Here is a 14,612-nt window from a genome sequence, read left to right on the forward strand (position 1 = left end):
CCTACCGGCGGCCCGGCTCGCCAGGGGTCAGTCCCGGGAAGGTCAGTCCCGGGACGGTCAGTCCCGGGACGGTCAGTCCCGGGACGCGAGGTGCTCCTCGACGACGCGTCGGGCATGGGCCGGATCGTCCGCCCCGATCGCCGGCACGCCGAGATCCACAGCCCGACGGATCTCGTCATCCGTGCGGGCGGCCCAGGCCGACGGGATCAGGCCCACGCCGCGGATCCGGTCGAAATCGCCGTCGCGCAGATCCGAGAGCCTCACGCCCAGGATCTCGGCCTTCGTCGCCATCGCGTCGTCGAGCGCCTCCTCGCTGAGCGCCCGGACGAGCAGCCCGCGGGGCACGGCCGGGGCCACCTCGAGCGCGATCCGCAGCGCCTCGGCGTGGAAGGAGATGATCCGCGCCGGGGCGACGGCCTCCCCCGACCAGGCGGAGTCGGGGAAGGTGTCCCGGAGGACCTGACCGGCCAGTGCGGCCGCCGCCGGGGCCTTGATCTCCACGAGCACGGGCAGCCGTGTGCCGTCCTCCCGCACCGCGGCATCGAGCACCTGGACGAGAGTGGGGATGTGCTCGCCCTCCCCCACCAGGACCTCGTCGAGCTCGGCCCGCGTGAGGTCCGCGACCGCACCGGTGCGCCGGGGCGAATCGCCCTGGGCCGTGCGGTCGATGGTGGCGTCGTGGATGATCACGTCGCGCCGGTCGCGGCTCAGGTGCACATCGCACTCGAGCTGATCGGCGCCGTCGGCCACCCCGCGGCGGAAGGCGGCCACCGTGTTCTCCGGGGCCACGGCCGCCGCGCCGCGGTGACCGGTGATTCGGGGGGCGGATGGTCGTCGGTTCATGCGTTCACCAGCTCCTCCAGCAGCGTGGATGCCCACGCCGGGTCGTCCACGGTGATCGTGTCGCAGCCCAGCTCGAGGGCTCGGGCCAGCTCCTCCTCGGAGCGGGCGGTCCACAGGTTCAGCTCCACCCCGAGCTCGCGGGCCCGGACCACGTCCGCCTGGCGGGCGTCGGCGATCCGCACCCCCACCTGGACGACCCCGAGCTCCTGGGCGGTCTCGAAGAACTCCGGGGAGGTCGCCGTGGTGGTCAGCAGCAACGGCAGCCGAGCATCGGCCTCTTTGACGGCACGCAGGGCCTCGGCGTGGAAGGAGATCACCAGCGCCGGAGGCGTCGGCCCCTCCCAGGCCTCGCCCGGGAAGTAGGCGGTGAGGATCTCGACCACCCGTCGGGCGGCGGCCGGTGCCTTGATCTCCACCAGCACGGGCACCCGCGTGCCGTCCTCCCGGACGGCGACGTCGAGCACCTGCTCGAGGGTCGGGAGGTGCTCGCCGCCGCCCACCAGCACCCGGTCCAGCTGCGCCCGGGTGAGGTCGGCGACCGCCCCGGTGCGCAGGGGCGAATCGTCCTGCGCGGTGCGGTCGATGGTGGCGTCGTGGATGATCGCGTCGACCCCGTCGCTGCTCAGGTGCACATCGCACTCCAGCAGCTGGGACCCCTCGGCGATGCCGCGACGGAACGAGAGCACAGTGTTCTCGGGCTCCACCGCAGCGGCTCCGCGGTGGCCGACGAGGGCTGGCAGCACGGCCAGGGCGGGCGCCGCCATGGCCGCGCCCGTGGCATCGGGGGCGACGGTGCGGGCTGCGGCGGTCATCACTTCCACCCCTGGAAGTCGACGGCCTCGTAGCCCTCGCGCTTGTCGTCGAGCGTGTCCTGCAGCTCGGCGGCGAGGGCGTCCAGGACCTTCTGGGGAGCGGCGCCGTCGCCGTAGACCTGGCCCTGCGTGGCGCCGATCTCGGTGACCATGCCGGAGTCCCAGTTGGTGTAGTCCGCGGTGCGGGCGTTTTCCAGCTGGTTGAGCGCCACCAGGTAGTTCGGGTTCTTCGCGACGAGGTCCTTGACCGACTGGGTCTCGGCGGCGGCCTGCACGATCGGCACGTAGCCGGTGGCGATGTGCCAGGCGGCGGACTGCTCGGCGCCGGCGAGGAAGCGGAACAGCTCGGCGCAGGCGTCCTGACGCTCCTGCGACTCGGTGCGCACGATCGAGAGGCCGGAGCCGCCGGTGGGGACCTGCTTCTTCTCGCCCTCCTTGGAGAGCATGAAGGCCACGCCCACGTCGAACTTGTCGCCCGCGGCCTCGGTCTGGCCGGTCAGCGAGGCTGTCGAGCCGCGCCAGCCGGCAGTCACGCCGGCCTGGAAGTCGGTCCCGGCATCCTTGGCGAGGTAGCCGAAGCCGTCGTCGTGGATGAACTTGCGCTGCCACTCGAGCCACTCGGCGCCGGCCTCGTCGTTGATCGTGACCTCGAAGTCCTGGTTCGCATTCGCTCCGCCGAAGCCCCAGATATCGGCCTGGCCCGTCCAGGCGTCGGCCGAGAACGCCATCGCGGACAGCGGGCGGCCCTCGACCTCGATCTTCGCCAGCTCGGGGGCGAACTCCGCGAGGTCCTCCCAGGTCTCGGGGCCCTCCTCGGGAAGGCCTGCGTCGCGGTAGATCGAGCGGTTGAAGTAGAACAGCGGCGTGGAGCGGGCGAAGGGCACCACGAAGGTCTCCCCGGCGGCGACCCCCTCGTTCACGTAGTTGGGGATGTAGATGTCCGTGTTCCACTCGTCGTCGAAGTACCCGTCCAGCGGGGCGAGAGCGTCGGAGGCATGGAACTGCAGCCACTGCATCTCGGGGAAGCAGACGATGTCGGGCACCGCGCGGGCCTGCAGGGCCGCGGTGAACTTCTGCGTCAGATCGGCGTAGCCGCCCACGGACTCCGCGATCGCGACGATCTCGTCCTGCGACTCGTTGAACTCGGTGAACAACGTCATGAGGGACTCGTAGAGCTCTCCGGTCCAGGGGGCCCAGAACAGGATCGCGGTACGGCCCTCGTAGCCGGCGGGCACGGTGTGATCCGCCTGCGAGAAGCCGTCGCGGACATTGCTCTCGGCGTTGTCGCCGCCGCCGTTCGGGGAACCGCAGGCGGCGAGGCCGGCGGCGCCGGCTCCGAGTCCCAGGGCGGCGAGCAGGCTGCGACGGGACGGGCTGGAGAGGTGACGGGACATACGAGGTGCTCCTTGGAGAGTGGTCCGGTTCGGGGACGGGCGGGGGGTGGTCATCGGGTCAGCGGTCGGGAGGTCGGGTCGGGAGGTCGGGGGCTGCGGGAGAGGTCGGGCCCGGGCGTGGCCAGCGATCACTTCAGGGCTCCTGCGGCGAGGCCGCCGATGATGCGCTTCTGGGCCAGGAAGAAGAGGATGAGCATCGGGAGGGAGACGAACACGGCGCCGGCCATGATCACGCCCCAGTTGCTGTAGCCCTCCTGGCTGCGGAGGAACAGCAGGCCGATGGGCAGCGTGCGCATATCCGCGGTGGAGGTGACGATCAGCGGCCACACGTACTCGTTCCACTTGCCGACCATCACGATCAGCGTCGCGGTGAGGATCATGGGGCTGGACAGCGGCACCACGATCAGGACCATCCGGCGCAGATGCCCGGCGCCGTCGATCTCCGCGGCCTGCAGGATGTCCTTGTCGATGGTTCGCATGAACTGGTAGAGCAGGAACATCGCGAAGGCGCTGGCGATGCCGGGCAGGATGATTCCGGCGTAGGAGTTCAGCCAGCCGAGGTTCGCCACGGTGATGTAGTTGACGATCAGCGTGACGTGACCCGGCAGCATCATCGAGGCGATGATCAGCGCGAAGGCGATCTTCTTGAAGCGGAAGTCGACGAACACGAAGGCGTAGGCGCACAGGATCGCGAGCGAGAGCTCGAGGAACGTGCCCACCCCGGTGGTGATGATCGAGTTGACGAAGAACCGGTCGAAGGGCGCCGAGTTCCACGCATCGGTGAAGTTCTCCAGCGTCAGCGAGGTGGGGATCCACTGCAGCGGCCAGGAGTAGATCTCGCCGTGCGGCTTCAACGACGAGGAGAACAGCCAGTACAGCGGGACCAGGAACATCGCGATGGTGCCGAGCACGGCGAGGATCAGCAGGACTCGGAGCCACAGGGGGCGGCGCGGTCCGCGCCGGCGGCCGCGGTTCGCGCGGGGGCCGCCGCCGGCGGCGTCGGCCGAACCGGACGAGCCTGCGGCGCCGGAGAGCTTCTGGTTCTCGAGGGTCAGAGCGCTCATGAGGAGTAGTTCACCTTCTTCTCGCCGACGCGGACCTGCAGGTAGGTGATGACCAGCAGGATCGCGAGCAGCACGGTGGCGGCCGCGGACGCGGAGCCGATGTCGAACTTCTGGAAGGCCTCCTCGTAGACCATCCAGCTCAGCGTGCTGGAGGAGACCCCGGGGCCGCCGCTGGTCATGATCGAGATGATGTCGAAGGCCTGAGCGGCGGAGATGATGCCCGTGATCGAGAGGAAGAACGTGATCGGGCTCAGCAGCGGCAGGGTGAGGTTGCGGAACAGCTTCCAGCCGTGCGCGCCGTCCAGCGCCGCCGCCTCGTAGAGGTCCTTGGGCAGGTCGAGGATCGCGGTGTAGCAGATGACGGTGACGAAGCCGAGGCGCTGCCAGGTGTACGCGATGGTGATCGCCCACAGCGACCAGTCCGAGGTGGTGGTCCAGTCCGGGGAATCGGCACCGACCAGGGAGAACGCCCAGCGGGAGAGCCCGTAGTTGGGGTCGAACATGAACAACCACAGGATGCCGACGGCCGCGCCGGGCAGCATGTGCGGCGCGAAGGCCATGGTCTGGGCGAAACCGGTCAGCGGGACCTTCGTGGCCAGCAGGCTTCCCAGCAGCAGGCCGCCGATGATCGACCCGACCACGCTGACGCCGGTGAAGATCAGCGTGTTCATCATGACCTGGCCGAAGTTCGGATCGGTGAACAGGTCCGTGTAGTTCTCCAGGCCCACGAACTCCGGGCTCGGCGCCACGAAGTCCCACTCCATGAAGCTCAGGCCGATGTTGTAGATCGCCGGGTAGTAGGAGAAGACGATGATCGCGATCAGGTTCGGAGCGATCAGCGCGCCGAACAGGAGCGCGTCACGGCGGCGCCGGCGACGGCGCTGGGGCGAGGGCGGGCGTCGCTCGAACGTCGGCCGGGCGGCGTCCGTCGGACCGGAGGGATCCGAGGGATCTGCAGGATCTGCGGGTCCGCCGTTCTGGTCGCCCCGGGATCGGGCCCGGGGGTCCGCATCGCGGGGCGGTCGGACTGCGAGTGTCATGGGAGCGCTCCCAGCTTCCTGGTCGGAGGGGCGGTCCGCAGGGCGGACTGCCGGATGGAGGGCCGTGGACCGGCGGGCGGATCAGGCCCGACGGGAGCTGGTCACGGTTCTGCACCTGCAGGTCCGCTGCCGCTCCGAGGGCCGACGTCCCACACCGTAGGAAGGGTTCGACGCAACGCGCCAGCGCTCCCGTCGACCCGGTGAACCACACATGAACGACCTTCATCACTGCAGGTCATCTAGCTGTTCCGGGGCACCGGCGGCGCACGCTCGATACAGAGCGCGCGCCCTCGGGGTGCCGGTCCACCGAGTGTTCATCCAGCAGTCCGGAACTGTTCGCCGAGGAGCCGTGCTCGCAGATCGCACGCGCACCGAGGCTTCACCTGGAGGTCACCCGTGCGCCCTGGTGGCTGCCGTGGGCTGCGCTACCCTGCGCAGACCACGCACACCGTTCCGCGGCCGCCTCGCAGCCCGCACCGACTGCCGGGAGACCCCCAGACCATGCCCCGACCACCGACGATGGAGGACGTGGCGCGGACCGCCGGGGTCTCCCGCTCCACCGTGTCGCGCGTGTTCCACCACGGCGGCGAGCGCGTCTCCCCCGATGCGGTGATCGCGGTCCATGAGGCGGCCGAGCGCCTCGGCTACGTGCACAACCTCGTGGCCAGCGGACTGGCCCAGCGCCATGGCACCCAGCTCGGACTGCTGATCCGCGACGCGACCAACCCGGCCTACGGGCACCTCCATGCCGAGATGAATCGGGCCGTCGAGGCGACGGGCCGCACCCTGATCTCGGTGACCGCCTCCCGCCACGACTACGGCACCGCCGAGGTCGACGGGCTGAAGCGTCTGATCGGTCAGAGGGTGGCCGGCCTGTTCGTCGGGACCGGCGTGACCGCCGCCGAGGACCTTGTCGAGACCGTCAGCGCGACGCCGATGATGATCGTCGGCCGCCCCAACCGACACCCGCAGATCGAGTCCGTCAGCTACGACGAGCGGGCGCACGGTCGACTCATCGCGGACCGGATCGCGGAGGCGGGCCACCGCCGGATCGCAGTGCTCTCTGCACCCCTGCTCTACTCCCGGGTGTTCGACCTGCGGGTGCGCAGCCTCGTGGAGCGGTGCGCCGAGCTCGGGGTGCAGACCGTGCCGGTGGAGCTGCTCCCGGTCGAGAAGGGCGTGGTGAGAGCGCTCGACCTGGCCCGCGAGGAGCAGCTGACCTGCATCGTGAGCCCGGTGGACTATGTAGCTCTCGACCTGCTGCGCGCGGCCGCCGAGCGCGGGGTGCGCATCCCGGAGGAGCTCAGCACCGTGGGCTTCGACGGGCTCAGCGACGGCATCGACCTCATCGGCCTGGCGACCGTGAAGCTGCCGGTGGCCGAGGTCGCCCGAGAGGCGGTGGACCGGATGGGCGAGCTGCTGAGGCGAGCGCAGGCCTCACCCGGCCCCGGCCCCGAGGGCACGCCGTCGGCCCTTCACTCCGAACAGGCTCCGCCCGCTCGTCACACCGTGCACGCGGGCAGGTTCCTGCCCGGCCGGACGCTCGGTCCCGTGCCCGAGACGATGCGGCCGTGAACTCCGGACTCCACCCCCGACCTCGCACGTGACCTCAGGCACGGCAAGGCTCTCCACGGCTGACAGCGCACGTCAAGGGGGCTATCGTCGGCTCCATGAAGATGAGCAATGACCTTGAGAAGAAGTTCCAGGAACAGATCACCCTCGAGTTCGAGGCATCGATGACCTACCGACAGCTGGCGATCGAGGCCGACGAGCAGGACCTCCCGGGCATCGCCGCGTGGCTGCGCCACCAGGCAGATGAGGAGATCGTCCACGCCAACAAGTTCATCCAGCACGTCTCGGACCGCGACAACCACGCCGCCATCGGCGCCATCAAGGCCCCGGGCGTGACGCCGGGCCTGTCGGTGCTCGAGATCTTCGAGGCCGCCCTCGCGCATGAGCAGAAGGTATCCGAGGCGATCCGCGAGCTGTACCGCAGCGCCGACAAGGAAGGCGACTACGACTCCCGCCCGCTGCTGAACTGGTTCGTCGACGAGCAGATCGAGGAGGAGGCCACCGCCTCCGAGATCATCGGCCGCGTGAAGCTGATCGGCGACGACGGCTCCGGCCTGCTGCGCCTCGACTCCGAGCTGGGCGCCCGCCCCACCGAGTCGACCGAGGCCGACGCCGGCTGATCCCCTCGGGAGCTACGAGCTCCTCGGGTGCCGCGAGCTCCTCGGGTGCCGCGAGCTCCTCGGGTGCCGCGAGCTCCTCACCTCTGCCGAACGGGCCGATCCGCTGACGACGCGGATCGGCCCGTTCGCTGTTCGCCCCGGAGGGGACGGGTCCCAGAAGTCTCGAATCCGGCGCGTCGAGCCTGCACCACGTGTCGTTGAGGCTCCTCTCACCGACACATGGCGCAGGCTCGACAGTGGCCAGCGAGGTGCGGGGCCCATCCACGCCGCGGCACGAGGCGACGCGGCACGAGGCGACGCGGGGCGAGGCGCGGCCGTGGAGTGGGAAGTCGCCCGTCGGCCCCGCGGCTCAGCTCGTGCTGAGGCGGGACTCCTCGTCGGTCCGGCGTTCGCGGTTTCGCACCATCGGGTCGCGGCGCAGCATCATCACGAGCGAGACGGCGAGCGCGAGGATCACGAAGATGAACGGCGCCGCGGAGAGCATCACCGCCGTCTGCAGCGCCTGCAGGCCGCCGGCGTAGAGCAGCACGGCGGCCGTCGCACCGGTGAGCACGCCCCACATGCCCATCAGCGGACGGCTGGGGTTCAGACGGCCGTCGGAGGAGATCACCGCGAGCACGTAGGTGTTCGAGTCCGCGCTGGTCACGAAGTACATGATCACCAGAGCCACGGCGACCACCGAGGTGAGGCCCGTCAGCGGCAGCTCATCGAGCAGGGCGAAGAATGCGGTGTTGACGTTCTCGGTCGCGGCCTCGCCGATCCCGGTTCCGCGCTCGAGGTCCATGAACATCGCCGAGCCGCCGAACACGGTGAACCAGGCGGAGAAGATCAGGCTCGGCACGCCGAGCACGACCAGCACGAACTGACGGATCGTGCGACCGCGGGAGATGCGGGCGAGGAAGATGCCCACGAAAGCGCCCCAGGAGATCCACCAGGCCATCATGAAGTAGGTCCAGAACTGCATCCATTCCACGTCGGCGCCGTCGGTGGGCAGCATCAGGCTGATCTCGACGAAATCTCCGACATAGCCGCCGAGCGAGCGGAGGAAGAGGTTGATCAGCCAGCTGGTGGGGCCGGTGGCGAGGACGAACAGCAGCAGGGCTGCAGCCACCACCATCGTGGTCTGGCTCAGGTAGCGGATCCCTCGCCCGATGCCGCTCATCGCCGACGCCGTGAACAGCACGGTGACCAGCGCGATGATCACGAGCTGCACGCCGGTGGTGGTGAGGTCGAGGCCGGTCAGGCGGCTCATGCCCTGGCTGATCTGGGCGGCTCCGAGCCCCAGCGAGGTCGTGGTGCCGAACAGGGTGGACAGGATGACCAGCACGTCGATCGCCTTTCCGACCGGGCCGTCGGCGTGACGGCCGATCAGCGGGCGCAGGATCGGCGAGACCAGTCCCTTGTTCCCCAGGCGGTGGGTGGAGTACCCGATCGCCAGGCCGAAGGTGGCGAACACCGCCCAGGCGTGCAGCCCCCAGTCCAGGAACGTGAAGCGCAGGGCATCGACCACGGCCTCCCGGCTGCCGGGCTCGGCGAGGCCGTGTGGAGGGGTGACCAGGTGGGAGACCGGTTCGGCGACGCCGTAGGTGACCATCCCGATACCCATCACGGCACCCAGCAGCATCGCGATCCACGCGAAGGTGGGGTACTCGGGGCGGGAGTCGTCCGGGCCCAGGCGGATGTCGCCGAAGCGGGTCACGGCGAGCACGAGCAGCAGCCCGATCAGGCACAGCGGGATCAGCAGCAGCGACCATCCGCCGGTGGTGGTCACCCACTGCATCGCGCTCTCGGCGGCGGAGCTCATCTGCGCGGGCCAGAAGCCAGCGGCGACGAGGAGGGCGACGATGAGCGCCACGGCCACCCACACCACGGCGCCGCCGGTGCTGCCGGGGACCTGCGGGTCGCGCGGGAAGCGATCCGCATCGCGCCGGGCGCGGCGTGGAGCGTCGTCGCGTGGGCTGCGGCGTGGGCCGGGGCCATCGTCGGCACCAGCAGGGAGCGGGTCGGCAGGAAGCGGTTCCCCGGGAGGAGGCTCCGAGGGACGTGGGTCGGCAGAGGGGTCCAGCGACATGGCGCGGTCCGTTCATGAGGGCGCTGCCGTGCCGGGACTGCTGGAGGGCAGAGGGGCAGGCGACGACAGAGGAGGAGGTCCGCAACGGCCCATGGGCTGACGGGAGCGCCGCAGGGGTCCGGTTGCGAAGCGCCCCACCCTACGGGGACGAAGACCTCGCACCAGGGCTCTCGCGGAAAGTTGGGGCGCAGGTCTCGTCCACAGGCAGAGGACCGCCCCGACAGAGCCACGGTGGAGCGCGCCCGCCGCATGGTCGGCGAGCGGCTCGTCGTCGACGATCCTGACCGGGTGTGCGCCGTCGGATCCGAGCGGGACGTGCCAGACTGCGCTGACGTGGACGGCAAGGACGCCGCCCGATCTCGACCTGGGAGGACGTCATGCCCGCACCGCAGAACTCGCCGTACATCAGCTTCCCGAACAACGCCGCAGAGGTCCTCGCCCACTGGCAGGAACTGTTCGGCGGCACGCTCGACATCACCCTCTACGACGACCTCCCGGACCTCTCCGGCTTCCCCTTCACGCCCCCGCCCGGCACGGTCGCGCACGGCACCCTCACCGGCGGACTCCTGACCGTCGCGGGCGGGGATGGCATCGGCGAGCCGGGCCAGGAGCTGCCACCGCTGGAGTCGGAGGTGTACTCCTTCCTCGTCGGCCTCGACGCGGTCGATCAGGCGCACACGCTCATCGACACCGTCACCGCGGCGGGCGGCCGGGTCGCGATGCCCTTCGCCCTCGCCCCCTGGGGCGATCACTACGGCCAGGTGGTCGACCGCTACGGCGTGATGTTCGCGCTGGTCGTGGCTGGGAACGCCGAGAGCGCCGAGAGCGCCGAGAGCGCCGAGAGCGCCGAGAAAGCCGAGAAAGCCTGACCGGCCGGGGGTCGACGCCGAGCCCATGGCCGGCAGTCGTGGACGAGCCGATGGCGACCGGGACCCATCCCACTCTTGTTGAAAACTGAACCACTGGATAGGGTGGCCCCATGCGAGCCTTCGGATTCCTCAGTTTCGGCCACTACGGCGGCAGCCCGGCGCAGGGTGGCCTCAGCGCCCGCCAGATGCTGCACGACGCGATCGACATCTCCGTCGGCGCGGACGAGCTCGGCGTCAACGGCGCCTACTTCCGCGTCCACCACTACGCCAAGCAGTCCACCTCTCCGATGCCCCTGCTCGCCGCGGTCGCCGCGCGCACGCAGCGCATCGAGGTCGGTACCGGCGTGATCGACATGCGCTACGAGAACCCGCTCTACCTCGCCGAGGAGGCCGCCGCCCTGGACCTGATCGCCGACGGCCGCGTGGCGCTCGGCATCTCCCGCGGCGCCCCCGAGGCGGCGGATCGCGGCTGGGAATCCTTCGGGTACACCGGCTCCACGGACCCGCGCGGGGCCGACATCGCCCAGTCGAAGTTCGAGGCGTTCCTGCAGGCCATCCAGGGGCAGCCGATGGCCCGTGCGGCCGCGCAGCCCTATATGTCCGACGCCGCACCCCACGCCCCGCTGCGCATCGAGCCGCAGTCCGAGGACCTCCTCCAGCACATCTGGTGGGGCGCCGGATCCCGCGAGACCGCCGAGCGCACCGGCACCCAGGGACTGAACCTCATGAGCTCGACCCTGCTCACCGAGGCCACCGGCGCCTCCTTCGGCGACCTCCAGGCCGAGCAGATCGACGTCTTCCGCGAGGCGTTCCGCGAGGCCGGGCACGAGCACACCCCGCGGGTGTCCGTCTCCCGCAGCGTCTTCCCGATCGTCACCGAGCAGGATCGCCTGATGTTCGGCATGCGCCCGGGCGAGGACACCGACCAGATCGGCATCATCGACAACACCCGCTCGACGTTCGGCCGCTCCTACACGGGCGAGCCGGACCAGCTCATCGAGCAGCTGAAGGCCGACGCCGCCGTGCAGTCCGCCGACACCCTCATGCTCACGATCCCCTCGCAGGCCGGCGTGGAGCTGAACCTGCACATCCTGGAGTCCTTCGCGCAGCATGTGGCGCCGGCCCTGGGCTGGGTGCCGAACACCGAGGGCCCGGTCCAGGGCGACCCGATCGCCTGACCGGCACGGCTGGCTGACCAGCACGTACCCTCGACGCATGCTGCGCATCGCCACGGCCAACATCAACGGGATCCGCGCCACGCATCGTCGGGGGTTCGACGATTGGCTGGCCACGCGGGGCTGCGACGTGATCGCGCTCCAGGAGGTGCGGGCGCAGGCGGACAGGATCCCCGAGCGCGCGTTCGGGGACTTCCACGTCGCCCTCGACACAGGGACCCTGCCCGGGCGCAACGGCGTCGCGGTGCTCACCCAGCAGGCCCCCGCGGCGGTGCGGACCTGGAGCGGGACCGCCCTCATGGGTGGGCCGACGGGAACCCCCGGCGCGAGCGGCACCACGGGAACGCCGGACGCAGGCAGCACCACGGGAACGCCGGATGCGGGCAGCGCCACGGGGTCACCGGGCGCGCGTGACACGGGCTGGCCGATGATGACTGGAGCTGGCGATATCGCCAGCTCCCATCACGATCGGCCCGCCGGCGGCACCAGCACCCTCGAGCTCATCCCGTCCCCCGACCACGTCCCGCTCTCGCGCGGGCTCGGCCCCTTCGCCACCCACGGCCGCTACCTGGAGGTCGACCTCGCCGACGCACCGGTCACGATCGCCTGCCTCTACCTGCCCAAGGGCGGCCTTCCCGTCGAGCTGCAGCGCCCCGAACGGATGCGCGAGGCACCCGACGGTGGGGCCCGCTACGCCCGGAAGATGGGCTTCATGGCGGCGTTCTCGCGGTATCTGACCAGCACCCGACGGGCGGCCGCCGCCGCGGGCCGCGAGTTCCTCCTCATGGGCGACCTCAACATCGCGCACACCCGGCAGGACCTCGCCGCGTGGAGACGGAATCAGCAGAACGACGGCTTCCTCCCGGAGGAGCGGGAGTGGTTCGGGCAGCAGCTCTCCCCGCGCACGCTGGTCGACGTCGTGCGGAGCCTGCATCCGGATGAGGACGGTCCGTACTCATGGTGGTCGTGGCTGGGGCAGTCCTTCGCGAAGGATGCGGGATGGCGCCTGGACTATCACCTGGCCACGCCGCGTCTGGCCCGCAGCGCCGTCCGCGCCGAGGTCGACCGGGAGTTCCGCGGCGTGCGGCTCTCGGATCACTCACCGGTGATCGTCGACTACGACCTGCGCTGACATGCTCGCCCTCCACCCCCGCACAGACGGGCGGACCATGGCGGGATCGTGAACGGTCTCGGCTGCGGGGATGGCCAGTCGATGACGATCCGGTCAGCCCCGCCCAGAACGCCTCGCGCGGCGCAACGGCCGTGGCGAGGATGAGAATCCCGTGTCCCCCAGAACAGGATTCCCATGAGCGATCTCTCCGGAAGCCTCCTCGGCCAGGAGCCCCAGCAGTCCACCCGATTCATCGCGCCGGACCGTCGGGCGAACCTCGCCCGGCAGCGCCGGATGAGCCGCCGGATCTTCACCGGCGCCTCCCTGACCACGCTCGCCACGGCCGGGGTGCTCGGCATCCAGACGGCCAGCGCCGAGGGGAACTGGCGCGAGAAGGAGCCCTTCACCCTGGGGATCGCCTCCGGGGACCCCACCAGCAGCTCGGTGGTGCTGTGGACCCGGCTCGCCATCGACCCGCACGTGATCGACGGTCGCGGCGGCATGCCGAACGTCCCCGTCGAGGTGCGCTGGGAGCTCGCGAGCGACGAACGCTTCCGCTCGATCGTGCGCCGCGGCACCGAGACCGCCCGTCCCGAGGAGGCGCACAGCGTCCACGTGGAGCTCGAGGACCTGCCCGCCGATTCCGAGTTCTACTACCGCTTCCGCACCGGGCGGCACGTCTCCCCCGTCGGCCGCACGCTGACCACCCCGGCCAGCGGCAGCACCCGGAACCTGCGGATGGTGCACCTGTCCTGCTCCCACTGGGAGGGCGGATGGTTCACCGCCTACCGGCGCGCCGCCGAGGACCACCCCGACCTGGTGTTCGGGCTCGGGGACTACATCTACGAGGGCCGGCCCGCCACCGGGAAGACCCGTACCCACCCGGGCAAGCTGTGCACCACGCTCGAGGACTACCGCCTGCGGTATGCGACCTACAAGACCGACCCCGACCTGCAGCTGCTGCACGCGACCGCGCCGTGGATCGTCACCTGGGACGACCACGAGATCCAGAACAACTGGGCCGGTGAGTACCCCACGGACGGCGTGCCGACCGACGCGTGGGTGGCCCGCAAGATCGCCGCGGAGCAGGCCTACTACGAGAACATGCCGCTGCGACGCTCGAGCGCCCCGACGGGCTCGTCGATCCAGCTCTTCCGTCGGCTGAGCTGGGGCGACCTCGCCACCTTCCATGTGCTCGACACCCGCCAGTACCGAGACCTGCAGGCCTGCCACGACGGCGGCAAGACCTGGTGGTTCGAGGACTGCGAGGAGCAGACCGATCCGTCGCGCACCCTGCTCGGCGACCGTCAGGAGCAGTGGCTGCTGGACGGGATGGGCGAGTCGACGTCGACCTGGCAGCTCTTCGCGCAGAGCGTCTTCTTCGCCAAGCGCGATGGGCTCGTGGGGCCGGGGGCGACCGCCAGCTCGGACGGGTGGGACGGGTACCGCGCTGACCGCGACACCCTGGTGGACAGCTGGGCGGAACGGGGCGTCGTGAATCCCGTGGTGCTCACCGGCGATGTGCACGTGCACTACGCCAACGAGCTGAAGGCCGATTTCGACGACCCGGGCTCGGCGACCCGTGGCGTGGAGCTCGTGGCGACCTCGATCACCTCCGGCGGCGACGGCAGCGACACGGTCAGCAACGAGGAGACGATCTACGCCGAGAACCCGCACATCAAGTACATCCGCGGCCGCCGCGGGTACGTGTTCTCGGAGTACTCGGCCGAGGAGCTGCGGGTGGATTTCAAGACCGTCTCGGCGGTCACCACCCCCGATGCCCCGGTATCGATCGACAGGTCGTTCGTGGTGCCCGCCGGGGAGCCCGCGCTGCACGAGGCGTGACGAGCAGGCTCGCCCACCACCTCGGCCGGGAGGAGCGGGGCACCTGCTGAACGGTGAGGTCCCTGAGCAGGCCTCCCGTCAGCAGGACCGCGGAGACGAGGCCGTGGGTGATCGCTCCGCGCGGGGTGCCCCCGCAGCCGACAGACGGGCCGCCCGTGTCGACCCGATGAACCGCCGCCGCCGGAACGATGGCCGG

General features: G+C 70.5%; 12 protein-coding genes. 6 read left to right on the forward strand and 6 right to left on the reverse strand.

The annotated features are described in order from the left end of the window. Positions 1-72: 72 nt before the first annotated feature. The 5 genes from INT49_RS14890 to INT49_RS14910 all read right to left on the reverse strand — a co-directional run bounded on the left by INT49_RS14890 (position 73) and on the right by INT49_RS14910 (position 5,153). The gene (locus INT49_RS14890) at positions 73-843 is read right to left on the reverse strand and encodes a glycerophosphodiester phosphodiesterase (RefSeq protein ID WP_193118536.1); all 771 of its coding nucleotides are present in this window, start codon (positions 841-843) and stop codon (positions 73-75) included. Next, on the reverse strand, positions 840-1,655 hold the full coding sequence (locus tag INT49_RS14895) for a glycerophosphodiester phosphodiesterase (protein ID WP_226850644.1): 816 nt from the start codon (positions 1,653-1,655) through the stop codon (positions 840-842). Before INT49_RS14895 ends, INT49_RS14890 begins: the two co-directional genes overlap by 4 nt. Continuing rightward, the gene (locus tag INT49_RS14900; RefSeq protein WP_193118537.1) at positions 1,655-3,049 is read right to left on the reverse strand and encodes an ABC transporter substrate-binding protein; all 1,395 of its coding nucleotides are present in this window, start codon (positions 3,047-3,049) and stop codon (positions 1,655-1,657) included. The genes INT49_RS14895 and INT49_RS14900 overlap by 1 nt, the downstream gene beginning before the upstream one ends. A 128-nt stretch (positions 3,050-3,177) precedes the next feature. After that, positions 3,178-4,113 carry a carbohydrate ABC transporter permease gene (locus INT49_RS14905; RefSeq protein ID WP_193118538.1) on the reverse strand — a complete coding sequence of 312 codons (936 nt, stop codon included), beginning with the start codon at positions 4,111-4,113 and terminating at the stop codon, positions 3,178-3,180. Then, positions 4,110-5,153: a carbohydrate ABC transporter permease gene (locus tag INT49_RS14910; protein WP_193118539.1), complete on the reverse strand. Its 1,044-nt coding sequence runs from the start codon at positions 5,151-5,153 to the stop codon at positions 4,110-4,112. The genes INT49_RS14905 and INT49_RS14910 overlap by 4 nt, the downstream gene beginning before the upstream one ends. A gap of 501 nt (positions 5,154-5,654) precedes the next feature. Here INT49_RS14910 and INT49_RS14915 point away from each other — a divergent pair. After that, positions 5,655-6,728, forward strand: a complete 1,074-nt coding sequence (locus tag INT49_RS14915) for a LacI family DNA-binding transcriptional regulator (RefSeq protein WP_193118540.1) — start codon at positions 5,655-5,657, stop codon at positions 6,726-6,728. Positions 6,729-6,823: 95 nt separating this feature from the next. After that, positions 6,824-7,345, forward strand: coding sequence for a ferritin (locus tag INT49_RS14920; protein WP_193118541.1), 522 nt, complete (start codon positions 6,824-6,826; stop codon positions 7,343-7,345). Between the two features lie 349 nt (positions 7,346-7,694). On the opposite strand, the gene INT49_RS14925 is transcribed toward INT49_RS14920, so the two are convergent. Further along, complete coding sequence (locus tag INT49_RS14925) at positions 7,695-9,416, reverse strand: BCCT family transporter (RefSeq protein ID WP_193118542.1); 1,722 nt, start codon at positions 9,414-9,416, stop codon at positions 7,695-7,697. Between the two features lie 377 nt (positions 9,417-9,793). On the opposite strand from INT49_RS14925, the gene INT49_RS14930 reads away from it, so the two are divergent. From INT49_RS14930 to INT49_RS14945, 4 genes are all read left to right on the forward strand, one after another. Continuing rightward, on the forward strand, positions 9,794-10,285 hold the full coding sequence (locus tag INT49_RS14930) for a VOC family protein (protein WP_193118543.1): 492 nt from the start codon (positions 9,794-9,796) through the stop codon (positions 10,283-10,285). Between the two features lie 110 nt (positions 10,286-10,395). After that, entirely contained in the window at positions 10,396-11,463 is a 1,068-nt protein-coding gene (locus INT49_RS14935) for an LLM class flavin-dependent oxidoreductase (RefSeq protein ID WP_193118544.1), read from the forward strand. Positions 11,464-11,500: 37 nt separating this feature from the next. Continuing rightward, positions 11,501-12,592, forward strand: coding sequence for an exodeoxyribonuclease III (locus INT49_RS14940; protein WP_193118545.1), 1,092 nt, complete (start codon positions 11,501-11,503; stop codon positions 12,590-12,592). A 174-nt stretch (positions 12,593-12,766) separates the two neighbouring features. Beyond that, the gene (locus INT49_RS14945) at positions 12,767-14,416 is read left to right on the forward strand and encodes an alkaline phosphatase D family protein (protein ID WP_193118546.1); all 1,650 of its coding nucleotides are present in this window, start codon (positions 12,767-12,769) and stop codon (positions 14,414-14,416) included. Positions 14,417-14,612 lie beyond the last annotated feature (196 nt).

This window comes from Brachybacterium tyrofermentans (genome assembly GCF_014897585.1).
GTDB classification, from domain to species: domain Bacteria; phylum Actinomycetota; class Actinomycetes; order Actinomycetales; family Dermabacteraceae; genus Brachybacterium; species Brachybacterium tyrofermentans.

Coding starts and splice junctions, on each gene's coding strand:
- INT49_RS14890 (WP_193118536.1), bottom strand. CDS start 843: ATGAACCGACGACCATCCGCCCCCCGAATCACCGGTCACCGCGGCGCG.
- INT49_RS14895 (WP_226850644.1), bottom strand. CDS start 1,655: ATGACCGCCGCAGCCCGCACCGTCGCCCCCGATGCCACGGGCGCGGCC.
- INT49_RS14900 (WP_193118537.1), bottom strand. CDS start 3,049: ATGTCCCGTCACCTCTCCAGCCCGTCCCGTCGCAGCCTGCTCGCCGCC.
- INT49_RS14905 (WP_193118538.1), bottom strand. CDS start 4,113: ATGAGCGCTCTGACCCTCGAGAACCAGAAGCTCTCCGGCGCCGCAGGC.
- INT49_RS14910 (WP_193118539.1), bottom strand. CDS start 5,153: ATGACACTCGCAGTCCGACCGCCCCGCGATGCGGACCCCCGGGCCCGA.
- INT49_RS14915 (WP_193118540.1), top strand. CDS start 5,655: ATGCCCCGACCACCGACGATGGAGGACGTGGCGCGGACCGCCGGGGTC.
- INT49_RS14920 (WP_193118541.1), top strand. CDS start 6,824: ATGAAGATGAGCAATGACCTTGAGAAGAAGTTCCAGGAACAGATCACC.
- INT49_RS14925 (WP_193118542.1), bottom strand. CDS start 9,416: ATGTCGCTGGACCCCTCTGCCGACCCACGTCCCTCGGAGCCTCCTCCC.
- INT49_RS14930 (WP_193118543.1), top strand. CDS start 9,794: ATGCCCGCACCGCAGAACTCGCCGTACATCAGCTTCCCGAACAACGCC.
- INT49_RS14935 (WP_193118544.1), top strand. CDS start 10,396: ATGCGAGCCTTCGGATTCCTCAGTTTCGGCCACTACGGCGGCAGCCCG.
- INT49_RS14940 (WP_193118545.1), top strand. CDS start 11,501: ATGCTGCGCATCGCCACGGCCAACATCAACGGGATCCGCGCCACGCAT.
- INT49_RS14945 (WP_193118546.1), top strand. CDS start 12,767: ATGAGCGATCTCTCCGGAAGCCTCCTCGGCCAGGAGCCCCAGCAGTCC.